Annotated in this window: 21 protein-coding genes; 13 read left to right on the top strand and 8 right to left on the bottom strand. The window is 41.2% G+C overall.

Translation table 11 applies throughout. The features are described from left to right. Positions 1-54 precede the first annotated feature (54 nt). The 3 genes from RZ44_RS04600 (at position 55) to RZ44_RS04590 (ending at position 1,795) form a co-directional block, all read left to right on the top strand. Positions 55-753, top strand: a complete 699-nt coding sequence (locus RZ44_RS04600; protein WP_035809015.1) for a cytochrome P450 — start codon at positions 55-57, stop codon at positions 751-753. 95 nt (positions 754-848) lie between these two features. Beyond that, positions 849-1,430 carry a YdcF family protein gene (locus RZ44_RS04595; RefSeq protein ID WP_035809013.1) on the top strand — a complete coding sequence of 194 codons (582 nt, stop codon included), beginning with the start codon at positions 849-851 and terminating at the stop codon, positions 1,428-1,430. 5 nt (positions 1,431-1,435) lie between these two features. Next, on the top strand, positions 1,436-1,795 hold the full coding sequence (locus RZ44_RS04590; RefSeq protein WP_141638984.1) for a hypothetical protein: 360 nt from the start codon (positions 1,436-1,438) through the stop codon (positions 1,793-1,795). 163 nt (positions 1,796-1,958) lie between these two features. Here the strand turns inward: RZ44_RS04590 and RZ44_RS04585 are convergent, their stop codons facing one another. Further along, positions 1,959-3,179, bottom strand: a complete 1,221-nt coding sequence (locus tag RZ44_RS04585) for a YeeE/YedE family protein (RefSeq protein WP_052109027.1) — start codon at positions 3,177-3,179, stop codon at positions 1,959-1,961. Between the two features lie 217 nt (positions 3,180-3,396). Between RZ44_RS04585 and RZ44_RS04580 the strand changes: the two genes are divergently transcribed. Further along, positions 3,397-4,758: a M20/M25/M40 family metallo-hydrolase gene (locus RZ44_RS04580; protein WP_035809006.1), complete on the top strand. Its 1,362-nt coding sequence runs from the start codon at positions 3,397-3,399 to the stop codon at positions 4,756-4,758. Positions 4,759-4,834: 76 nt separating this feature from the next. Here RZ44_RS04580 and RZ44_RS04575 read toward each other — a convergent pair whose 3' ends face one another. Beyond that, complete coding sequence (locus tag RZ44_RS04575; RefSeq protein ID WP_035809004.1) at positions 4,835-5,572, bottom strand: MerR family transcriptional regulator; 738 nt, start codon at positions 5,570-5,572, stop codon at positions 4,835-4,837. Between the two features lie 251 nt (positions 5,573-5,823). On the opposite strand from RZ44_RS04575, the gene RZ44_RS04570 reads away from it, so the two are divergent. Genes RZ44_RS04570 through RZ44_RS04555 form a run of 4 tightly spaced genes read left to right on the top strand, consistent with a single transcriptional unit; the run spans position 5,824 to position 10,675 of the window. Beyond that, positions 5,824-6,669, top strand: a complete 846-nt coding sequence (locus RZ44_RS04570; RefSeq protein WP_035808997.1) for a hypothetical protein — start codon at positions 5,824-5,826, stop codon at positions 6,667-6,669. After that, positions 6,650-7,435 carry a hypothetical protein gene (locus RZ44_RS04565; RefSeq protein WP_035808995.1) on the top strand — a complete coding sequence of 262 codons (786 nt, stop codon included), beginning with the start codon at positions 6,650-6,652 and terminating at the stop codon, positions 7,433-7,435. Before RZ44_RS04570 ends, RZ44_RS04565 begins: the two co-directional genes overlap by 20 nt. Further along, positions 7,428-9,149: an ATP-binding protein gene (locus RZ44_RS10995; RefSeq protein WP_171816112.1), complete on the top strand. Its 1,722-nt coding sequence runs from the start codon at positions 7,428-7,430 to the stop codon at positions 9,147-9,149. Before RZ44_RS04565 ends, RZ44_RS10995 begins: the two co-directional genes overlap by 8 nt. A gap of 14 nt (positions 9,150-9,163) precedes the next feature. Beyond that, entirely contained in the window at positions 9,164-10,675 is a 1,512-nt protein-coding gene (locus RZ44_RS04555) for a hypothetical protein (protein ID WP_035808988.1), read from the top strand. A 499-nt stretch (positions 10,676-11,174) separates the two neighbouring features. Here the strand turns inward: RZ44_RS04555 and RZ44_RS11245 are convergent, their stop codons facing one another. Beyond that, positions 11,175-11,267, bottom strand: coding sequence for a type I toxin-antitoxin system Fst family toxin (locus RZ44_RS11245; RefSeq protein ID WP_141638982.1), 93 nt, complete (start codon positions 11,265-11,267; stop codon positions 11,175-11,177). Positions 11,268-11,439: 172 nt separating this feature from the next. On the opposite strand from RZ44_RS11245, the gene RZ44_RS04550 reads away from it, so the two are divergent. The 3 genes from RZ44_RS04550 to RZ44_RS04540 all read left to right on the top strand — a co-directional run bounded on the left by RZ44_RS04550 (position 11,440) and on the right by RZ44_RS04540 (position 15,139). Next, positions 11,440-12,702: a Y-family DNA polymerase gene (locus RZ44_RS04550; RefSeq protein ID WP_035808986.1), complete on the top strand. Its 1,263-nt coding sequence runs from the start codon at positions 11,440-11,442 to the stop codon at positions 12,700-12,702. A 22-nt stretch (positions 12,703-12,724) separates the two neighbouring features. Continuing rightward, the gene (locus RZ44_RS04545) at positions 12,725-12,979 is read left to right on the top strand and encodes a hypothetical protein (RefSeq protein ID WP_035808984.1); all 255 of its coding nucleotides are present in this window, start codon (positions 12,725-12,727) and stop codon (positions 12,977-12,979) included. Positions 12,980-13,408: 429 nt separating this feature from the next. Continuing rightward, positions 13,409-15,139: a GMC family oxidoreductase gene (locus RZ44_RS04540; RefSeq protein ID WP_035808982.1), complete on the top strand. Its 1,731-nt coding sequence runs from the start codon at positions 13,409-13,411 to the stop codon at positions 15,137-15,139. A gap of 218 nt (positions 15,140-15,357) precedes the next feature. Here RZ44_RS04540 and RZ44_RS04535 read toward each other — a convergent pair whose 3' ends face one another. Next, on the bottom strand, positions 15,358-16,038 hold the full coding sequence (locus RZ44_RS04535) for a TVP38/TMEM64 family protein (RefSeq protein WP_035808979.1): 681 nt from the start codon (positions 16,036-16,038) through the stop codon (positions 15,358-15,360). Between the two features lie 133 nt (positions 16,039-16,171). Between RZ44_RS04535 and RZ44_RS04530 the strand changes: the two genes are divergently transcribed. After that, positions 16,172-16,741, top strand: coding sequence for a DUF488 domain-containing protein (locus tag RZ44_RS04530; protein WP_035808977.1), 570 nt, complete (start codon positions 16,172-16,174; stop codon positions 16,739-16,741). 251 nt (positions 16,742-16,992) lie between these two features. Here RZ44_RS04530 and RZ44_RS04525 read toward each other — a convergent pair whose 3' ends face one another. From RZ44_RS04525 to RZ44_RS04510, 4 genes are all read right to left on the bottom strand, one after another. After that, entirely contained in the window at positions 16,993-17,340 is a 348-nt protein-coding gene (locus RZ44_RS04525; RefSeq protein WP_035808974.1) for a c-type cytochrome, read from the bottom strand. A 140-nt stretch (positions 17,341-17,480) separates the two neighbouring features. Beyond that, complete coding sequence (locus RZ44_RS04520; protein ID WP_035808971.1) at positions 17,481-19,637, bottom strand: heavy metal translocating P-type ATPase; 2,157 nt, start codon at positions 19,635-19,637, stop codon at positions 17,481-17,483. Beyond that, positions 19,630-19,998, bottom strand: coding sequence for an ArsR/SmtB family transcription factor (locus RZ44_RS04515; protein ID WP_035808969.1), 369 nt, complete (start codon positions 19,996-19,998; stop codon positions 19,630-19,632). The genes RZ44_RS04520 and RZ44_RS04515 overlap by 8 nt, the downstream gene beginning before the upstream one ends. 125 nt (positions 19,999-20,123) lie before the next feature. After that, positions 20,124-20,603, bottom strand: coding sequence for a helix-turn-helix transcriptional regulator (locus tag RZ44_RS04510; RefSeq protein WP_141638981.1), 480 nt, complete (start codon positions 20,601-20,603; stop codon positions 20,124-20,126). A 729-nt stretch (positions 20,604-21,332) separates the two neighbouring features. On the opposite strand from RZ44_RS04510, the gene RZ44_RS04505 reads away from it, so the two are divergent. Continuing rightward, positions 21,333-22,583 carry an aminoacyltransferase gene (locus RZ44_RS04505; protein ID WP_035808968.1) on the top strand — a complete coding sequence of 417 codons (1,251 nt, stop codon included), beginning with the start codon at positions 21,333-21,335 and terminating at the stop codon, positions 22,581-22,583.

Raw genomic sequence — 22,583 nt, 5'->3', positions numbered from 1 at the left:
ACAAATCTACATCTAGGTAAAACTAATTAAAGTATATTAATTAGGAGTGGTTAAATGAATTCAAATATGCCAAAAGACTCTGGCTTTGACAAGACTTTAAGTATTCTGAAAGAGGGTTACGAGTTCGTCATGTATCGTGACAGTGAGTTAGACACAAAAATTTTCGAAACCCGCATCCTCGGTGAAAAGACCATCTGTCTTACAGGCAGTGAACTTGCTGAACTCTTTTACGACAACACCCGCTTCAGGCGCAGTGATGCGGCACCCGCCAGAGTGAAAAAGACGCTGTTCGGTCAGGGGGGTGTCCAGGGTCTCGACGGTGAGGCGCACCAGCACCGTAAAGCCATGTTCATGTCTTTAATGGATCAGAATGCCATGGACGAGATTGAAAGCTTAACTCAAAAATACTGGCACGAATTTTTTAGAGAAAAGACGTCGGATGATACTGTCGAGTTATACGGCACCAACCGTCATCCTGACGACTGGGTTCAACCGGAGGTCTTTATGCCTGAAAGATTCGAAGGCTGGCAGCAGACTCCCTTTAACTTTATTCCGCAGGGCGGCGGATCTTATGACTTCGGCCACCGTTGTGCAGGGGAGTTCATCACTATAGCTATGATGCGTAAGACACTCGACTTCCTGGTTAACCATCTGGAATTCGATTTCCCCGAACAGGATTTCAACTTTGAATTCAACGATATTCCTGCTGTACCTAATGACAAAGTAAAAATAAATCCGGTCACTTTAAAATAACTCACCCGATTCTCATGTGTTTTTTCTTTCAATTTAAAGCGTGTGTGCTATGATAATCATTTATAAAGTACAGAGAAAACACGCAGGAGAAAAACATGAAAATAAGAATAGCAGTCATTATTTTTTGTATTGCTTTAATGCTGGTGGTGACATCAGTGATAGACAGCTTTAACCATAGTGACACAGATACACCGGAAAAAGCCGATGTGATTATTATGCTCGGCGGGGGAGATGCCGGCCGTATGGAGAAAGCTGCAGAATTGTACCACGCAGGCTACGCGGATTACGTCATGATTACACCAGAGCGTGAAGATATTTACGCACAGAGTAGGGAATTCGCCCTGGAACTCGGTATAGCAGAAGATGCCATTATAGAAGAGTATAAGGCAACGAGCACCTATACCAATGCGGTTGAGTCTCTGAAGATAATGGATGACTACAGTTTTGACAGTGCCCTGGTCGTAACGAGTGACTATCACCTGAAGCGGTCCAAGATGATTTACGACAGAGTCAGTGATGGTGATTACGATTTGAAATATATCGCAGCACTCGGTGCGGACGGGCAGGCGTGGAACGACAGAGCTGACTGGGACAGAGCCTGGTTCAGTGAATTTTATAAACTGTGGGGCTACAGACTCGGCTTATATAACTTTATAGATGAACCGGATGAGGGATGATAATTTTGTCAGACAAAGACACACAGATAAAAATATTACTTGAAGGCAGGGGACGTGCTTACGACTATGCCTGTCAGACACTCGGTGTCAAAAACATGATGCATCACAGTTATCGTGATGTGTTTACGGTGAGTGAAGCGGATGTCCATGACTATATACTGAAGAACGGTCTGCCTGAGAGCGAAGATACAAGCAAAGAGTCATTAAAAGAAGGCTTTCACTATTATAAAGAAGACGGCAGATGGCATACCTTCTTCAGAGAAAGAAACTATATATTTGATGAAAGAAGTTTTGACACCGATAATGATGCCAAAAAATATATTGCCGGCAGACTGATCAGGCTGTCGGGAACAGGGCTGTATTGAAGATAGAATATTTTTTTACACTTATCATGATTCATAGGTGTATTTTTTACCGCTCAATACCACCCAAATCGAATAAGACATAAAAATGACTCCACATTAAGGTATAAATCTTAATGTGGAGTCATTTGATTTTATGCGGGACTCTTGTCCCAATTTATTCTTATTAACATACAGAGTCATTCGATTTTGGTACGGATAACCCGAACAGGGGTCTTAAGTAAAGTGCAAGGAATGTACCACCGATGGCCACGATACCCCAAATATAGCCGTGCAGGCTGAATGACGCAATGCCGCCGAAGTAAGCACCGATGTTACAGCCGAATGCGAGGCGTGCACCGTAGCCCATTAACAGACCACCGATGACCGAGGCCATAACATTACCTTTGGTGATTTTAGTGAACTTAAACAAACCGCCTGCTGCTGATGCTATAAATGCACCCAGGATGACCCCGAAGTTCAGTACAGTCGTAGAGTCGGCAAATATTGATGAGTTTAAAGCAGTTGCCGCTTCTCCCTGCCAGTAACCCCAGCTCGCAACGTCAAACCCGATGAATTCTGCGACTTTAGATCCCCACAGCGCAAATGCTGAAGTAATTCCCCACGGTTCACCGCGCGTCATCAGCGTTAAGGCATTTAACACTGCCAGTGCGACTGCTGCCACCATTAACGGCCAGGATCCTCTGAAAATTCTTTTCCAGCCGCGTGCACTTGGCAGCGGTGCCACTTTAGGAGCGTTTCTCTTTTTCTCAACGACTTTACTGATAAAGGCGATTAAGCCGAATATCAATAACGAGACGACCAAAGCGCCGCCGTAGCCGAGATTAGTCGAAGTAGCGAGTGAAAATGTGCCCATCGAAGGCAGGTCTTCCGTCCAAAATGGCAAATGTGCGGCACCGATTGTCGTACCGATGATGAAGAAAATCAGAGTGATGAACATTACAGAACGGCCGCCGCCGATTGAATACAGCGTACCGGATGCACAACCGCCGCCGAGCTGCATGCCGATACCAAAGATAAATGCACCGACAATCAGACTGACACCGATGGGTGAGACATAACCAGTGACTTCGGCACCAAAAAATGAAATGCCGAGCGCTAAAATCGGTGCGAATAATACAGTTGCTGTACCAAGCATGACCATATGCGCCCGTATTGCTTCACCGTTGCCGACAGACATCAGCCGTCTGAAAGCGGAAGTGAAACCGAAGCGGGCATGAAATAACGTATACCCGAGCAGTAAACCAAGCACCATAAGCACCGGCTGCATGATCGATTGGGTGATTGCTAAATATATAAATAAGACTAAACTGACTATAATGCCACCGCCGATAAGCAATTTTTGAGGATCTTTCAGTGTATCTGCATGACGATGGACGGGGTCCATTGCTTTACTCACGGTATTTATATGACTGACCAATTGAATTCTCCTATTCCTGAGTGCTTTAGTATGATTTAGTCAGTATAAGAGGACAGCGGACATATGTCAAAGAAAAATTATTATGCGGGTTACTGACAGCTAAATAAAATATCAATTATCATTCTCTTTTAAATTGTAGTAATATTATGACAACTGACAAAGTAATTCGTAAAGGGGAACAGATATGACACTTGAAGAGATGGATTCGGTTTTACTGAAACACAAAGATATGTATATGGGTCAGCTGTTTAACTTTCTTAAAATTAAGAGTATCAGCACCGATACAGGGGCAATCAGACAATGTGCCGGCGTACTGAAAGACGACATGGAAGCGCTAGGAATTCGCACCCGAATGATGGAAACCGACGGCAACCCCGTCGTTTACGGCGAGCTGATGAACGAAAATAACCGCTTCACCTTATTAATCTACGGCCACTACGACGTTCAGGCTGTTGAACCGCTGGAACTGTGGGAATCAGATCCATTTGAACCCGAGATAAGAAACGGGAGAATCTACGCCAGGGGTGCAGGTGATAACAAAGGACAATTAATGGCACAGCTGCTTGGTATTAAGACGTATCAGAAACTCTACGGTGAGCTGCCGATTAATATTAAGTTTGTATTTGAAGGAGAAGAAGAACTTGGCAGTGTGCACCTGCCCGAATTTGTGGATAAGAACAAAGCGCTGCTTGAAGCGGATCTGGTCTACACAGCCGACGGCTCCTCCCACAACAGCGGCAATCCGTTAATACTCTTAGGCGTCAGGGGCATACTCAACTTTGAAATGACCATCAAAACTGCGGACTTCGATAACCACTCCGGCAACACCGGGAACATTGTACCCAATCCAGTGTGGAAAACGATAGAGCTCTTAAACACGATGCGTGATGAGAACGGTAATGTATTAGTGGAAGGATTCTACGATAACATCCGTGAACCTTCACAGACAGACATGAGACTTTTATCGTCATTACCATACGACCAGAAAGACATCAAAGAGAAAATCGGCTTTACAGACTTAAACATGGACGGGGAGACGTACTATCGTAAGCTCACGATGGAACCGACGTTTAATATTGCGGGGATGGAAAGCGGCTATACGGGGGACAATGCGAAAACAATCATTCCGTCGACGGCAACAGTGAGTATCGATATGAGACTCGTCGCCGACCAGGACCCGGCAGATATATTCCGGAAGATTGAGGCACACGTCGAGGAGTTCGATCCGGACATTAAAGTGACATACAGAGGCGCAATGCATCCGTCGAGAACACCATCGGATCTCGAAATCGTACAGGTGGTGACAGACGCTGTGGGGGAGGCATACAAGAAGATACCGTTAGTGCAGCCGAGCATGCCGGGATCATTGCCTGACTATGTATGGACCGATTACCTGGGCACACCATCGATCATCATGCCGTACGCCAACTTCGACCAGCACAACCATTCACCCAACGAGAACCTGAAAGTGGAGAACTTTTTCGGCGGGATTAAATGTACGTGTAATCTGGTGAAGGCGCTCGGGGAGTACAGTAAAGACTCATAACCAAGTCCGAGGGATACCTTAATTCTGGAATATAAAAAAGGAAGCGGGATTCTTATCTCGCTTCCTTTTTTGAAGTTTACTGCTTCTGTTTGACGTAAGCAGTGACCGCTTTACTGATATACTCTGCAGTGCCTGCACCAAACTGATCGATATTCTTTTTGAACCGTTCATCCTGAACATAACCCAGTCCGATGCTCTCGAATACTTCCAGCGAACAGTCGAATGAATACTCGCGTATATGCTGGTGCAGTGATTTCGCAAGTTCAATGTTCTGTGCATCTGACGGTGACATACCAGCCGAGTGATTATTCGCAAAAGCAAAGAACAACTCGTTAAAACCATCGGTCATTTCCTGTTCTTTACCCTGATGTTTCTTAGCAGCTGTATCAATCACTTCTTTACCGTATTTTTCAGCCGCTTCTTCTTTGTACTCCTCGTTATCATCATAATTTAATCCTTTAAAACGTTCCTGACTTGTCATACTAATCCCTCTTTCCTTCGCCAGAATCGTAGACTCCAGCGTATTAATGATTGTCAGTATTCTCCGGTTTTCGTCATGCATCAGTTGCAGCTGTCTTCTTAAATGAGTCAGCTGATTATCTTTACTGTCTGCAAACATCTCTTTAATTTCCTGGAGTTCAAATCCCAAATGCTTATAAGCCAGAATGATTTGAAGTTTATCGAGATCTTTATCAGTATAGTAACGATAACCATTGTCGCTCCTGTTAGCCGGTAAAAGACCAATGGAATCATAATGATGCAGCGTGCGCACGGAAACACCAGTCCATTCACTGAGTTCTTTAACATAATACATTTTTAAACCTCCTGACAAATTAAGAATAGAGTATGACGTTATGTAAGGGTCAACCGGTATTTTAATATTTTTTTGGAATGAGTCTTTAATATGTACTATAACGTGACAGAATGAATAATTCTATACATTGATTTGGTGCAGGGGCAAAGGAGTATGAAGCGGCCACTTGGGGTATAAGTAAAAGCAAAGTGTAAATTATAGAATCTGTCATCGAACGTATAAAAATGTGACGGATAACTGGGGGATATATTATGAATGCAGCATTGATGAACCAGCTTAAAGCAGTCATTGCCAGTGAGCAATTTAAAGAAATCGTTAAAGAAACAAGTATGGTTGTAGGCAGGGAAGTCATGAAGAATGCTGGTGAAAAGCTGAAAGCATATGCACAGCAAAGAACAGAAAATATGGAAGACGGTATGAACAGTGATCAGTCATTTAACCGTGAGTTAAGTCAATTTGATAATCTGGAAGAAGTATATACAGAAGGACTGGATTTATTTAATAATACTTTTTCACAGCTGGAAGATCATTTTGACTTAGCTGATAACGAGCTGTATTCAGGGTTTAAAGAATATAAAGCATATCTTGAAGGCAATATGACCGATGAAGAGGAAACGACACTGATTAATAAATTGTATCTTTTAGCAGATGAACTGCTCGACAGCCGTGATCTTGACAAAAATATCGGTGAAGATAATTACAAGATGCTGCTTACTATGATGATTAAACATAGTATGAGTGTTTCACATGCAGTGTACGAACATGGGCAGAATAAGCTCACTGAACTCCAGCTGAAAGAGAAGATGAAGCAGCTGTATGAAAATTACATTATTGCCATCATGGACTTCGTCAAGCATAATCCGCTTGTCAGAGAACACGGGCTGACTATTTTAATGCTGGCGTTTGGACCGAAATCAGCACTGATTCAAGGTGTTGTACTGGCAGTCGCTGTGACGGCATTGGACAAAGAGAAGCGTGAAGAGATGATTGATGCTCTGAATACGGTCAAGTCAAAAGTAGTTGTGAGAAACAGTGATAGAGAACGTCAACAGACAAGCAAAAATAAGGAGCCGGATTATGAGAACTTTGAGTCCTAAAATTGCATTCAGAAACAATTTAATACATGATACAGCGGGTTTAATTAAATACAGAAATAAACTGGAGCTGTATGAAAAATTTAAATCGGATGATTTAAAGATATGGGCTGCTAATCACTTAGCTGTGGAAGCGGCGGATATAGACAACGGTGATAATAGTATTGAAGCGTACTATCAGTTTATTACCATGCTGGACAGCAGTATGTCTTATACTTCGGAAAAAGAGACATTTCAGCAGCTGCTGTATACACTGATGGATGGAAAGAATGACGATTTTGAATCTGTTTTAACACATATAAAAAAGATTATTTTAGATTATGAGTTATTTTATTCTGAGCTTCCGGAATTTGAGAAATCAGCACTAATTAACAGCAGTTTAAATATTTTTCTCGGATTCTCTATTATTATCGATCAGTGTTCTGAAGAGATTTCCGAGCAGTTTATCGATAATATTAAAGGATTCTTGTCAGAAGGGTACTGGGGTGACGATGAGACAACAGATTTCACCGTACTTCGTGCGGATGATTTTACACAGATTACAGAGCTGAAAACTAAATTTATAATAACAGACTGCAAAGGTCCGTTAACGCTGGAGAATCTTAGTCCGGCATACAAAAGTTCTAAAAGTGCGAAATCCTTTGTTGATATTTATAACAAAAGAAGCGAGCAGCAGGTGGTCAACAGAATTTATGCACCTGGAGCGAAAATAGATTTAAAAGACTCAAGTGCTTATGCAGAATATATAGAGGTGAAATATGATGAATAATAATAAGGCATTAGAATTTGAAATCACTAAATTTGTTCAATCCAATATTCCTCTTATATTTCTGCAGAAATTCAGTCTTGATGAAGTCGAAAAGACAATGAGAAGCTTTAAGAACAAGAATTCTGTTGAAAATGTATTTTACTTTAATGTAACGCAGGGGTTTGGTGAACAGCCCGGAGTTGAGCTGAGCGATTACGACGTACTGCTGAATGGATTAACTGAATTACTGAAGACTGACAGCGAGCAGATTGTTTTGATTCACGGCGCAGAGTCACTATTCAACGGGAACCGGACTGATGAGTCAGGCAAATTGATGGAAATCCTAAGTGTTTTTGTACATAGAGTGCAGACGAATAAACATTATAATACAACGATTATTTTTAACGGCAGCCATTATGATATTCCGCCAGAGTTAAGAGACGGTGCAATGATTATTGAAAATACTCTGCCGGATGAAAATGATATTTACAACATTATTGAGGATTTTATCAGAACGAATCATCTTGAAGCATACACCGATGCCGGTAATACTGACCCGAACTTAATCGAAAATCTTAAAGGATTATCTTATTATGAAATTACGCAGGCACTGTCATTTATATTTTATGAATTTGGCATTAAAGTATTCAACAGTCAAATAGACAGCAGTATATCGAGAGAAATATATACGATTAAAGAACAGATGCTTAAAAAGATGGGAACATTATCGATCGTTGAAACAACAGAGAATGTTGATGATATTATCGGTCTGGATCATTTAAAAGCATATATCAAAGAAGAACGGGCCGCATTTTCGAATATGAATCTGCTGGCGAAGAATGGGGTGGAGTTACCGAAAGGTATTCTTATTCTTGGTGAACCTGGTACAGGTAAAAGTATGACGGCAAAAGCAGCCGCGAATGCTTTAGGACTAAAACTGATTAAATTCGATATCAGCAAAATAATGGGTAAATATGTGGGTGACAGTGAAAAGAACATTATGGAAACATTGAAAGTTATTGAGCATATGAGTCCCTGTGTACTGTGGATTGATGAAATAGAGAAAGCATTCTCCGGCGTTAATGATAACGATAACCAGGTGTTAAGACGGGTGTTCGGCATTCTGCTGAGCTGGATGAGCGATGATAACAAAGGTGCCTTTGTTGTCGGGACTGCGAATAATATTGATGGTGTGCTGCCGCCTGAATTTTTACGGAAAGGGCGGTTTGATGAAATCTTCTATGTCAGTAAACCGGATGAAGATGCGAGATTGCTGCTGTTTGAGGATAAATTCAAGAAACGGGCAATCCCGTTAAAGCTGCATGATGATGAATTGGAACAGCTGGCAGGGCAATCAGCCGGATTTACCGGTGCGGATATAGAGTATATATGTAACCGGACAGCCAGGAAGTTTCATTTATCCAAAGCAGAAATTGGAACGAACAGATACAGAGAGACAATCAGGGTACTGCTTTTTAAAGAAGTACAGTTTGTGCGGGATAACAGAGAAGCGGAACTGACTGCTGAGAATTACAATGAACTGGATGCTTATTATAAAGAGATGTATGGGGAAGAACTGGAATACCTCAATAATAATGTGAAGAATAAGAATCCTTTGGAAAGTAAAATATCTGAAGTGCTTGATAGTAAAATTTCAGAAAAAATCAATCAGGATATTGAAAAAATGCTGAACAGAAAACGAAACCGCAGAAAATACCGGAATGCGGATGGATAGAACGGAGGGTGTTTATGAGTGACAACAACATCAGTAATATCAAAGTATTCATCAATCAGGTGGATGAATTTAACGAACTGAATAGTGCTGATCAGATTATTGCGGAACAAAACCTCCGTAATCTGCTTGGAGAATTTAATCTGATTATCGATCGTGAGCTGACACAGTCAGATGACTTTCTAGGGACGTTTTTCTCTGAGCTGCTTGGAATTGATCATGCTGAAGCGCGTAATCTCTCTGAATCAGTTAAAAGTAAAGATGCACTTCATTTTATAAATTACCGAAGCGGTATTAAGGGCACGCAGTATTTAAATTATCATAATTTTATACAGCCGGTTAATATTCTGGTTATCGATTTTAAGGAGCTGTTAAACAGCCAGGAAATCTATGCAGAACAGCCGGTAAGTACTCATAGTGAATCAATAGATAAAACATTGGTTTTGCTTGCGGATTCAACTGAAACACAAAATATTTATGACAACTGTATACTCCCTGGCTACGGAGAAGACGTATATGTTATTGTCGTCGACAAGTTCAGTTTGCCCAGTGCTGTTAAAACAATTAACAATCAAAGAAGCAGCGTGCTGATTCACGACTTTGACAGTTCATCTGTTTCCCCGGTGATTGAATACGGAAAGCTTACTGATAAATATGACTCAATTTATAAAACAATTAATGAAGATATTAAAGAGAAATCAGCAAATACAAAAACGTTCAATGAACGGCTGACAGATTTTGAGAAGCATATATCAGGCATTCGTGAGAAAAAAGCAATGCTGAAAAATCTGGCAGCAGAAAATAAACAGTCGATTGATCAGTTAATAAACCAGCAGCTGGATGATGATCTAACAGTGGAGAAGTTACTGGAACAGATTGAAACTCAGGGAATTAAAATGAAGAAAAAGGAACAGAAAGCATTTACGGAACATGTGCTGATGGAGAAAGTGGAAATTATCAATGCTGAAGTCCGCGGTAAAATAGAACACTTCAATGAGAAAACAGACGAAGCGATTGACAATATAGAACATGAATTTATCAAAGTATCCGGACTTAAGTTCGGTAATAATTCAAAAAACTGGTTTGTCACCGGACTGGCAGGACTCGGCTCATCGGGAGCACTCGCTTTATATATGTCCTCATTCGGAAAACTTGGAAGCTCTGCACTGCTGACTAAAGCATCCGGCTTACTTGCGAGCTTCGGCATGTTAAAAGCCGGTGCAGCTGCAGCCTTTCTCGCAAGCCCATTAGGTCTGACCCTCAGTGCTACGATTGGTGCCGGCATGGTATTTAAATCCATTACAGGATGGAAAAAAGGACTCGCCAAACATATAAGAAAGACCGCAGCGAAAAAAGTTATCCCTGACTTTAAAAACTACAACCATCAGTTATGGGACGAAACAGAAGCAGCAGTTGCTGCCGGATTTAATACAATGATTGCAGAAAGCCGTGAGCACTTTATCGAACAAAACAAAGCACTGATAGACAAAGGCAGAATGGGAGAAATAGATGGGATTACGAGTGTGTAAGCAGGTTCTGTCATAATAACAATGATTTTATATTAAATGAAGAATGAACAGCTGAAATTTTGAAGCGGAGAATTCCTGATTTACGAGAGTGGGTTGGGGCTTTTTATATTGTAAAAGAAAAAAATGCTTTTAATCTTCGATATTATATTGAAGAGATTTTAAGATGAAGAGAGATGTATATTAGAAAAGATATTGAGTGGCAAGAGAAAGAAGAGTACTTATACGAGTAAAATTAGATTAACCATAACTGTGATAGATAATCTAAATAGTTTTAAAAGATATATTTTCTATAATCATCCGAGTAATCTTAATAAGTCATAGTTAACGTAAACCTTATTTTTAGTTTTAGCTTTATCGGTATCTAATAGTTTCAAATCAACTAATTTACTTTTTGCTTTGACTGATGATATAATCAAATTACAAAAAGGAAATCCATTGCAACACCGAACCCCCAATCTATGACCGTAGATTGGGGGTTTTTTGGTGTGGTTTTCGCCTATCACTCATCGCGGTTGTCCAACCAGTAGACAAAGTACGCAATCAGGCACTCAGTGATTACGGGTGCTAAAATTTCTGCAAAAAGAAAATCCATTGCCTCCACCTCCTCCCGGTCAATATTTCGCCCGGGATGGATAGGCGATATTTCAATTATACCAAAAATAGAACACTCGTTCGATTTATTTAGAAATTTTAAAATATAACTCCGCTATTTTTCGCACTTATATGCTAATATAGAACATATGTTCTATATAGGGGTGATATTCATGTATGACTACAGTGTTTGTCCGCACTACGATATTCTGTGCATTGATTTAAAGAGTTTCTTTGCCAGTGTGTCATGCAGGCTGAAGGGGCTGGATCCAAAGACAACCAAGCTCGCTGTGGTAGGGGACACAAAGAGTATCGGTTCCGTCGTGCTGGCAGCAACGCCCGAGTTAAAAAAGCTCGGTATTAAAACAGGGTCGCGGCTGTTTGAGATTCCTGCGCGCAGCGATATTTACATTATCAATCCTTCCATGAAAATCTATTTGGATTACTCCATGCGTATTACGGAAATTGCACTCAAATACGTCGCACCTGAAGATTTCCATCAGTATTCCGTCGATGAGTTCTTTATGGATGTCACACACAGCTACAAACTGTTTGCCGCTTCACCGAGAGAGCTTGCCAAAAAGATAAAGGACGAAATCTATGAAACGACCTTAATCGAATCCGCAGTCGGAATTGGTGACAATCTGCTGCTCAGCAAGGTTGCACTGGATCTTGAAGCGAAGCACATGCCTGACGGGATTACCGAATGGCGCTACAAAGATGTAGTCGAGAAGATGTGGCACATTAAACCGTTAAGCAAATTCTGGGGTATTAATAAGAAAAGTGAAAAGAAACTGAACCAAAGGGGAATTTTTAATATCGGGGATCTTGCCAACTATCCACACGAGTACCTGAAGCGGGACTTCGGCATTATCGGAGTCGACTGGCACCTGCATGCCAACGGTATTGATTTCAGCAAAATCAGCGAGAAGCATAAAGTCCATTCGCCTTCGATTGCAAAGAGCCAGATTCTCATGCGCGACTATAAATTCAGTGAAACGTATGTCGTGCTGTTTGAACATGTCGATGAGGTGACGCACCGGCTGCGCCTCATGAAGCAGCTGGTGCGCACCGTCCAGTTTTCCGTCGGCACAAAAGACGGTCATATTTATCGCAAGCAGTTTACGATTAAAGAAGGCACGAACAGCGAAGACGTTATTATTAAACAGCTCTGGCAGCATTTAAAACAAATCGCAGACCCGTACGCGCTGTACCGGACCATCAGTGTAACGCTGACGAACTTTATCCCCGACAGCCAGAAACAGGTTTCACTGTTCCAGGACGTCGACCAGGTGCTGAAGGAAGAAGCGCTGATGAAGACGATAGACGCGCTGAAAGTGAAATACGGACAGCTCAGTGTTATGCGGGCAATCAGCTGCACGGAAGCCTCTACACTGAAGCTCCGGGAAGGTTTAATTGCGGGACATAAAAGGTAGATTACAGGTGAGGAGTGATACGATGCGGATTTTGGTGCTTATTTTATCAATACTGAACTTAATCTATCTGATTACGACCATCGCCGCCAATGAAGCGGACAATATTTACCTGTCGCCGATCGGCCTGCCATATTATATAGCCATCGGTCTCGCGATATTAAGTGTCGTTATACTCTTAATCACGCAAACCGGAGAAGGTAGAGCCAAGAAACTCAGCCTGTCGGCAATACTGGTCAACGTTGCAGGAATATTTTTAGTCAGCATATTGTTTATGTAGAGCTGCAGTCTCACACTAATGCCATTAAAATATATTTATTTAGATAAAAATCGCTGTCAGGTATAATTTGACAGCGACTTTTGTGTTTGAAGTACTATTAGATTACATCATCTTTTATCTGTCGTCGATTAGTCTGCCGTACTATACAAATTCTTATTCAAAGTAATAATATTTTGTAACTGTGATTATAAATTTAAACTTATGTTTCCTTAGACCTCTTACATAATATTTAAAAAGTGATACAATTATCTATTACAGTATATATTTGTAAAACTAATTTTATAAAAGAAATATGACGGGCTGGAAGTTGAAACAGTTCCCCGGGACATCAGCATTTCTATTTAGATATCATTGATAATGATGAATCTCATGATATTGAACCAATACCTGAGTTAGTTTCATAGTTTGAGAATTTAGGAGGATAATGAAATGGTAAAAGAATTGGAGAAAGTCGATGTTGTTACTGTCGGTGCCGGCTGGACAGGCGGTATCGTTGCTGCAGAAACAGCTAAAGAAGGATTAAGAGTGAAGAGTTTAGAGCGTGGAGGGTACCGTGATACCACTGACTATCAGCATATACATGATGAATTGAAGTACGCTCAGCGTTATGAACTGATGCAGGACACTTCAGTTGAAACTTTAACATTTAGAAATAACCGGGACGAACGTGCACTCCCTGTTCGCCGTTTAGGTTCATTTTTACCAGGCAGCGGACGAGGCGGAGCTGGTACACATTGGAATGGACAAACTGATCGTTACATGCCATATGATTTTGAAATTAAGTCAATGACAGAAGAAAAATACGGTGAAGAAAAACTCGGAGAAGATTCCGGTCTTCGCTATCGTGACTGGGGTGTCACATTTGATGAGATGGAAAAATATTATGATAAATTTGAAAAAACTGCCGGAGTCAGCGGTGAAGAAAACCCGCTTGGTGAGGAGCGCTCCAGTCCTTATCCAAACCCGCCAATGCTTAAAACTAAATCTTTAAGACTGTTTGAAAAAGCGGCGAAAGAACTGAATCTGCATCCCATTATGATGCCGTCTGCCAACATGTCACAGAGTTATGAGAACCCTGATGGCGAGGTTTTAAACCAATGTCAATACTGTGCATTCTGTGAACGCTTTGCATGTGAGTATGATGCAAAAGCAACACCTGATGTGACAGTATTAAAAACAGCGGAAAAAACCGGAAACTATGATATACGTTATCATTCAAACGTTACTGAAATTGTTACTGATAAAAATGATGATAAAAAAGTAACCGGTGTAAAGTTCATCGACACTGTAACGGGAGAGGAATTTTTCCAGCCGGCGGATGTTGTTGTACTGACGAGTTTCTTATTTAATAACTATAAGCTGCTCAGAGTTTCAGATATTGGGGAACAATATGATCCGGAAACAGAAAAAGGCACACTCGGAAGTAATTACTGTTACCAGACTGGTTCAGGTGCTACCGGTTTCTTTGACGAACAGTTCAACACATTTATGGGTGCAGGTGCACTCGGTATGATTCTGGATGATTTTAACGGTGATAATTTTGATCATGAGGATCTTGATTTTATTCACGGAGGATCAATCCACTTTACTCAAACAGGCGCTCGTCCTATCTTATCGAACACAATTCGTAAAGATACGCCTGAATGGGGAGAAGAATTCAAAGAAGAATCCATTAAGAACTTTACAAGAACATTAGAAGTTTATTCGATGGCGCATACCGGCCCGCATAAAGATCATTACCTGGACTTAGATGATACATACAAGGATAAATTTGGAAATTCACAAGTCATGCTCACATATAATTGGACAGAGCAGGACAATGAAAGAAATAAATATCTGGCAGAGAGATGTAAAGAAATTGTAGAGAAGATGGGTGCGAAACATATAGACGTAGATAATGATGATATTGGCGCATATGATATTGTGCCTTACCAGTCAACAAATATTTCCGGTGGTACACCAATGGGTACAGACCCTGAGAATAGTGTAGTGAATACCTGGTTACAACACTGGGACCGTGACAATTTGTTTGTTGCAGGTTCGAGTACATTTGTACACAACTCAGGGAATAACCCGACAGGAACAGTCGGTGCCATAGCGTATCGTTGTGCTGAAGGAATAATTAAATATCATAAAGACGAACAGAGATTAGAGGATTAAAAATAAAGTCTCCTTGTCAAAGCAATTTGCTCTGGCAGGGTGCAGCTTTAAAATAAAATTCGATTAAAATGACAATGTCATTAACTTAAGAATATTGATAGATAAAGGGTTCAGTGTTTGAGATGATCATCTCGAACACTGAACCCTTTTTCAATAATCTAGCAACTTTAATAACGGTTTTTTCAGAGGTTATACTCTTTAATGAGACGCAGAAGCAGTTATTTACTCTCCTTACGTGTATTGCGCCAATAACGGTAGGATATCCAGGTGGATAGGAGCACCGTCATCCAGGCAGTCACCAGGATGATGCCGTTAAAGAGAGACTGATTGACTGCGAAGGCACCAAGGGCGACAAGTGAAATTTGTCCCGGGATGGAAGCAATAAAAGTTGCTGATAAAAAAGCATACTGACTGACACCTAAGGCACCTGCACCGTAATTGACCGGCCAATATGGCAAACCGGGCATCAGTCTTGCTGTACACATGGCTAAGAAACCTGCGTTACCCAAATACTTTTTAACCGTGGGTCCATGTCGGCCAAGGAGTTTGAATGTCAGCTCCTGACCGGTAAGTCTGGCTAGCCAGTAGCCAATCCAGGAGCCAATCAATATGCCTGTAAAGGAAAATAAGCTGCCGGCTATGACACCGTATAGAGAACCTGCTACCAGGGCCGGGATGGTGACAGGAATCGGAGTAATAGCAACCAGGGCTGTGATGCCGATAAAAACCAGCCAGCCTGCCCAGCCATAGCTTTGAATCATCTCTCTTAGCACTTCAGGCTCGGGGATATTGACATTGAAACTCAACCATATCAATATGCCTATGAATACTACTAAAGTTAACAGAGAAATTATCGAACGCAGAGAGAAAGCATCTGCAAAATCTTTTTCTGAACGCATTATGTTTCCTCTTTTCTGGACACTTTATTAAAAAACAAATTTTTTCGGATGATACACTTACTTTAACCGGGGTATCAATAAAAAGAAATAGATTTTATTTCGTAAATTTAAAACTATGGGAGGCAGCGATTCTATGCGTATTTATACTGCAGGTCATTATGATTACTCACTCGATAAATTTTTGGAAATGCTGCAAAAAGCAGATGTCACACTGGTGACTGATGTGCGGGCATTTCCTAACAGTAAAAGTCATCCGCAATATAATCAAGAATCATTTCAAAAGTGGTTAGAAGATAAGAAGATAAAATACTCTCATAATAAGTTGCTCGGTGGACGAAGGAAACGGTCAGGTACTGTAGGCGAAAATTTAAATGAAGGCTGGAGAAATCAATCATTTCATAATTACGCAGATTATACGCTCACTGATGAGTTCAAACAGGGAATTAACTCGCTGATTGAAGATTCAAAAGAAAATACAGTTGTTATTTTATGTGCTGAACGCCATCCCTCCAGATGTCATCGTTTGCTTATTAGTAACTGGTTAGCTGCACACAATATAAATGTAGATCATATAATAGTGAATAATAAAGATGAAATAGAAATAGTACCGCATCAGTTGGGGCAATGGGGTGCCATGCCGATTATAGAAGACGATGGAGAAATCGTTTATCCTAAAAAAACAACAAATAATACTGATCAGTAATATATTGAAATTAAAGTGGTGTGTTTAAAAACAGCATGGTTTACTCCGGCAGATGCTGAGTCGTATTTCCCAGTGTGCCGGTAAAGAATTTAAAGTGAATATTGTATAGAAAAAGTCGCTGCCGGATTATCCTGACAGCGACTTTTTTATATTTTACGTTCTATTAAATTTCATCAATCTCAGATTTCAAGAGAAAGCTCCCCTTAAAGTAGTTTGTTTTAGGGGAGCTTATCACAGGGCGTTTTTTCTTCTTACTGTTCGCTGAAGTAAGTGTGAAGTGCAGAAAGCTCTTCATCGTTGATTTGATCTTCGCTGAAAGCAGGCATCTGTCCTTGACCGTTTCTCACGATTTCACTGAACTCATCCTCACTGAGACTCATACCCGCAAGTGCCGGACCCATACCGCCTGAGAAGTCTGAACCGTGACATGATGCACACGAGCTCTGTGCGATGCCTTCAGCATCGACATCACCACTTGAAGCGCTGCTGCCTTCTTCTGTTGCAGTTTCATCCGAACCATCTTCTCCGCCGTTGCCGCAGGCACCGAGAATAAGTACCATGGAAAGACCGCCGGCCATTAACAATTTCTTTAAACTCATTAAAAGTCCCCCTTAATTTTTTTTAATACTTACTATATACCCAATACAACACAAGGTTAATGAATAATAAAAATATTTGTAATCAATTTCATAGAAAGACACTGCCGGATTTTTCTGACAGCGTCTTTTTTGTTTATAATCTATTCAATTTCTTCGTCTTTCACTTTCATCAGTCTCAGACTGTTCAATGCTACTAATATCGTTGCGCCCATATCGGATAATATCGCAATCCACAGTGTCAGCCATCCCGGGATAACTAAGAAGAGGGCAAGAACTTTAATCGCAATGGCGAACGTAATATTCGCTTTAATAATATTGAGTGTCTTCCTGCTCAGCTTCACAGTGAAAGGCAGCTTACGCAAATCGTCTCCCATTAAAGCAACATCTGCGGTTTCCAGAGCAGTATCTGTACCGGCACCGCCCATCGCAATACCAACCGTTGAAGCGGCTAAAGCAGGCGCATCGTTCACACCGTCGCCAACCATACCCACATGTTTATACTGTTTTTTAAGTTTATTAATGACATTCAATTTATCTTCCGGCATAAGCTCTGACTGAACATCCGTTACACCTACATGCTCTGATATTGCTTTCGCTGTACTGTAGTTATCACCCGTCAGCATGACAGTCTTATCGATGCCTGCTTCATGCAGTTTCTGAATCACCCGTTTACTCGTCGCGCGAACTTCATCCGCCACTGCAATCAGTGCGAGTACTTTACTGTTTGTACCTGCAAGCATGACCGTTTTACCCTGTTCCTGAAGTGCTGTTACTTTGTCCTGAACGTCTGTCGTGAAGTTCGCTGTATTTAATTTCGTAAATAAAGCCGGGCTGCCGATGTAATATGTTTCGTTATTAATATCACCCTGAATGCCTCGTCCTGTAATGGAAGAGAAGTTATGGATTACTATATTAGTATAATCCGCATTCATGTGGTCGGCTTTCTTTATAATTGCTGAAGCAAGGGGATGCTGCGAACGGTTTTCCAGTGCGCCGATGATTGACATCAGTTCAGTTTTGTTTGTTTCGCTGTTTAAGATTTCGTAGTCCGTTAATACAGGGACTCCCTTAGTCAGCGTACCTGTCTTATCAAATGCGATGGCTTTTAAGCTGCCCATTTCTTCAAGATGAATACCGCCTTTAATTAAAACCCCGTGTTTTGCCGCATTACCAATCGCCGAGACAATGGATATCGGTGTGGAAATTACTAATGCACATGGACAGCCGACAACAAGTACCGCCAGTCCCTGATACACCCAGGTCGACCATTCTGCATTAAAGAACAGCGGGGGAACAATCGCAACCAATAGTGCAATGACCATTATAGCCGGTGTATAGTACTTCGCGAACTTATCGACAAAGGCCTGAGCCGGTGCGCGTTCTCCCTGTGCTTCTTCCACCAGATGGATGATTTTTGAAATCGTCGTGTCTTCGATGAGTTTCGTAATTTTAACCTCAAGAAAACCTTCTTCGTTTAGTGTTCCTGCGAACACTTCATCGTTATTCGATTTTTCTACAGGCAGTGATTCACCTGTAATGGCGGCCTGATTTACTGAAGAGTGCCCGGATGTAATGATTCCGTCCATCGCAATCTTCTGACCCGGTTTTACAATCATAATGTCATTAACCTGGATGTCGTCGACATGAATTAATTGCTCAAAGCCGTTTCTTCTGATCAGTGCTTCTTTCGGCACAATATCCATTAATGAACTGATGGATTTTCTGGCACGTTCCATCGAAAAACGTTCGAGTGCTTCACTGATAGCGAATAACACGACAACAATCGCAACTTCCGCCCATTCGCCGATTAAGACACCACCGATAACCGCAACAGTCATCAGCGTTCTCATATCAAAATCCAGTTTCGTTAAATTGATTAATCCTGTTTTCAGCATATTGCTGCCGCCGATCAGCATGGACGCGATAAACAACAGCGGCGTTAAAATATTATCGCTGCCATTGACAGCTATGGATGTAAAACCGAAGGCAATTAAAAGAATGGAGTAGAGGAGTGTGCTGTGTTTTTTGAAGAACGGGTCTTCATCTTTTTTATCCTCTGTGTTTTGACTTGTGCCGCCGATTTTCGTTTCCGGTGTGACTTTAAGGTTTTCAAACGCACCTGCCTGCTCCAGTTCGTCTATAGTTGCTGTACCGTATACCGAAATCTTTGATGCACCGAAGTTTACTTTAGCGTCGTGAACTGCGGGGAGTTTCTGGACATTACTTTCAAACTTGCCCGCACAGTTGGCACAGGAGAATCCCTGGACACGGTAGACTGTTTTATCCGCTTCAGACATTGGCAGTCACTCTTTCCTGATGAGCCAGTGCAAATGTTATCAGCTGTTTAATATTCGGATCTTTCAATGAATAGAACACCAGCTTGCCTTCTTTTCGCGAAGTCACGATACCTTCTTTATATAAGGTGCGCAGGTGATGGGATGTATTTGGAATCGTAATGCCGAGAATCAGTGCGATATCACATACGCATAACTCATCATCCTGACAGAGTATATATGTAATCTTCGCTCTGTTCTTATCCGCAATGGCTTTCAGCATTTGAGACATTCCTGTGATGTCGACTGTTTCTATATCTTTCTGCAGTCTCTCTACCTTATCTTCGTCGTAGCAGAACACTTCACATACGTTTTTATTAGTCATGGTCCACCTCTATATTCAAGTATTTACTTTATTGTAATTGTAGAGGGTTTCTAGTTATTATTCAAGTGGACACTATAATAAGTTTTCAAAAAAAGAGATAAGCGATTAATCATCACTTATCTCTTTTAGTTCAGTTCGTACTGTTCGCTGACGTAATCGATAATTTCCGTCAGCTGTTTGACACGGGAAGCATGGACATGTTTCGAAATGGTCGACACAGATCGTTTTGTCAGTTTTGCGATTTCTTTCTGAGTAATACCTGTTAAATAGTACTGCATGACTTCCTGCTGCAGCGGGGTCACGGTTCTAAAAATATCAGTTGCATACATTAACGCAATTTCGATGCCCTTCGGCATATCCGGACTTGAAAAATCCTGTACTTTCGATTTTTTAATCGTTTGAAGCGATTCTCTTACTGCTTTTATGGAAGGATGATCCCAGCGGTCCGGATTGTATTCAGGGTAAGAGTCATCCACAGTATGGAAGCTGCATTTTAACGGGAAGTCCGAAGCAGGCCATAATGATTTCGCATAAAACGCTAACAGAATAGTATAATGCGGCTGTGATGATAAAATAAACAGCTCTTCGCCCATACGGTAATTCATATATAATTTATTCTCATCTGAGTTTAAATCCCGCAGCTTACGTTCTATATGAGAGAGATGGTTGTATATCTCAGGCGGTGCCTTAGTACTGTTCGACACATCCAAAATCAGCATGGATATTATGAGAATCAGCTCCTTTAATATAATAGCTATATTGTATAATAATTCGCTTTAAAAGGCGAATTGAATAAATTGATTCGCCTATATAGGCGAATTTTATGGATATGAAAGTGATATAATAGAGAGACCGGGAGGCGGCCTATATGACAACTATTGAATCTAAAATCCATAAACAAGTCGTTAAGAATTTAGAGTTCGAAGGTATAAAGCTCTAAAAAGAACAGCAAAATTAATACTTGATGTGATTAACTCCAATAAGGAGATTACTAACGAACGCATTCGACAAATAGCATTTAACGATAATCGCGGCTAATTTATTTTGGCTGCGATTTTTATAACCAGATCTCAGTAAAATGATGATTTCGAGTACAACGACAAAGCTGTGTCGTACTTTAAAGGTCCTTCGCATACTACAGGGATTGGCCGTCGTCCTCCAGCGCGGGCGAAGTCCAATCCCGCACCAGGCATCCCCGCGCCGGTGATGAGAATTTTATCTTTTAAAAGAATTTAGTTTGAATTGGTGCCGATACGTCTATGTAATTAGATGAAACACACGCTGAAATCTGTTACTATGTTAGAGATTGAGAATTGATGAACGGGAGTGCCATTATGCAATTTACAGAGTTAACACTGGAAGAATTTAATGACTATACAGGGAAACATTTCAGTCATTTTACCCAGACCGAACAAAACTACAAGTTAAAAACAGACAGCGGGATTGAGACTTATTTAGTCGGTGTCAAAGACGGGGAAATCGTGAAGGCGGCGTGCCTGATTACGCTGACGCCTGTCATGAAAGTATTTAAATATGCATATACGAACAGGGGACCGGTGCTCGATTACAGCGATGAGGCAGTATTCAAAGCGTTCTTTGACGGTTTGACGAAGTTCTTGAAACCGAAGAAAGTCATGTATCTGCGTGTTGACCCGTACGAAGTGCTTAATAAGCGCAACCACGAAGGTGAAGTCATCGAGAGTATGGAGAACGATTATATTTTCGATAACTTTAAGTCGCTCGGCTACCACCATGACGGATTTAAAAACGGCTTTGATCCGATTGTTCAGGTCCGCTGGCATTCGGTACTGGATCTTGAAGGAAAAGATAAGAAGTCGGTATTGAATGATATGGATACGCTCCGTAAGCGTAATATTAAAAAAGCGGAGAAGCACGGCCTGCATATTAAGTACCTTGATGTGGACAATATCGAGATTTTCCGTAAGTTTATGAAGGATACGTCGGAAATGAAGTCGTTCTACGACAGAGACGACAGTTTCTACATCGACCGCAAGCGCTACTTTAAAGATCAGGTCATGATTCCGATGGTGTACGTGGACCTCGAGGATTACACAGAGTCCATTGCACAGGATAAAAAGAAAATGGCCAAAAATCTCGATAAAGCGGAACGTGCATTGGAACGCGATCCGGATAACGAGAAGAACAAAAACAAAGTGGTGAACCTGACAGAACAGGTCGAAAATATCGATGCGAAGCTGCAGGAAGGCAAACAGCTGCTGGAATCACACGGCAAGGAGTTACCTCTGTCGAGTGCGTACTTTATCGTCACGCCGCATGAAGTGACTTACCTGTCCGGGGGAACGGATAACGATTTCCGTCATTTTGCAGGCAGTTATTTAATCCAGTGGACAATGATTCAGTATGCGCTGGAGCAGGGTATAGACCAGTATAACTTCTACGGAATCAGCGGAGACTTTACTGAAAACGCTGAGGACTACGGTGTTATTCAGTTTAAAAAAGGGTTTAATGCGGTGGTTAACGAGTATATCGGGGACTTTATCAAACCGGTTAACGGCCCGGCATATAAGATCTACAACACATTAAATAATCTGCGTAATAAATAA

Origin of the sequence: Jeotgalicoccus saudimassiliensis, from assembly GCF_000756715.1 — a bacterium.
Lineage (GTDB): Bacteria > Bacillota > Bacilli > Staphylococcales > Salinicoccaceae > Jeotgalicoccus > Jeotgalicoccus saudimassiliensis.
The sequence above is the reverse complement of the archived record's forward strand: the minus strand, read 5'-3'. Positions and strand labels throughout refer to the sequence as shown.

Coding starts and splice junctions, on each gene's coding strand:
- RZ44_RS04585 (WP_052109027.1), bottom strand. CDS start 3,179: ATGGACCCCGTCCATCGTCATGCAGATACACTGAAAGATCCTCAAAAA.
- RZ44_RS04520 (WP_035808971.1), bottom strand. CDS start 19,637: ATGTCTGAAGCGGATAAAACAGTCTACCGTGTCCAGGGATTCTCCTGT.
- RZ44_RS04540 (WP_035808982.1), top strand. CDS start 13,409: ATGGTAAAAGAATTGGAGAAAGTCGATGTTGTTACTGTCGGTGCCGGC.
- RZ44_RS04580 (WP_035809006.1), top strand. CDS start 3,397: ATGACACTTGAAGAGATGGATTCGGTTTTACTGAAACACAAAGATATG.
- RZ44_RS10995 (WP_171816112.1), top strand. CDS start 7,428: ATGAATAATAATAAGGCATTAGAATTTGAAATCACTAAATTTGTTCAA.
- RZ44_RS04525 (WP_035808974.1), bottom strand. CDS start 17,340: ATGAGTTTAAAGAAATTGTTAATGGCCGGCGGTCTTTCCATGGTACTT.
- RZ44_RS04535 (WP_035808979.1), bottom strand. CDS start 16,038: ATGCGTTCAGAAAAAGATTTTGCAGATGCTTTCTCTCTGCGTTCGATA.
- RZ44_RS04515 (WP_035808969.1), bottom strand. CDS start 19,998: ATGACTAATAAAAACGTATGTGAAGTGTTCTGCTACGACGAAGATAAG.
- RZ44_RS04510 (WP_141638981.1), bottom strand. CDS start 20,603: ATGAATTACCGTATGGGCGAAGAGCTGTTTATTTTATCATCACAGCCG.
- RZ44_RS04595 (WP_035809013.1), top strand. CDS start 849: ATGAAAATAAGAATAGCAGTCATTATTTTTTGTATTGCTTTAATGCTG.
- RZ44_RS04550 (WP_035808986.1), top strand. CDS start 11,440: ATGTATGACTACAGTGTTTGTCCGCACTACGATATTCTGTGCATTGAT.
- RZ44_RS11245 (WP_141638982.1), bottom strand. CDS start 11,267: ATGGATTTTCTTTTTGCAGAAATTTTAGCACCCGTAATCACTGAGTGC.
- RZ44_RS04565 (WP_035808995.1), top strand. CDS start 6,650: ATGAGAACTTTGAGTCCTAAAATTGCATTCAGAAACAATTTAATACAT.
- RZ44_RS04545 (WP_035808984.1), top strand. CDS start 12,725: ATGCGGATTTTGGTGCTTATTTTATCAATACTGAACTTAATCTATCTG.
- RZ44_RS04570 (WP_035808997.1), top strand. CDS start 5,824: ATGAATGCAGCATTGATGAACCAGCTTAAAGCAGTCATTGCCAGTGAG.
- RZ44_RS04530 (WP_035808977.1), top strand. CDS start 16,172: ATGCGTATTTATACTGCAGGTCATTATGATTACTCACTCGATAAATTT.
- RZ44_RS04575 (WP_035809004.1), bottom strand. CDS start 5,572: ATGTATTATGTTAAAGAACTCAGTGAATGGACTGGTGTTTCCGTGCGC.
- RZ44_RS04600 (WP_035809015.1), top strand. CDS start 55: ATGAATTCAAATATGCCAAAAGACTCTGGCTTTGACAAGACTTTAAGT.
- RZ44_RS04505 (WP_035808968.1), top strand. CDS start 21,333: ATGCAATTTACAGAGTTAACACTGGAAGAATTTAATGACTATACAGGG.
- RZ44_RS04555 (WP_035808988.1), top strand. CDS start 9,164: ATGAGTGACAACAACATCAGTAATATCAAAGTATTCATCAATCAGGTG.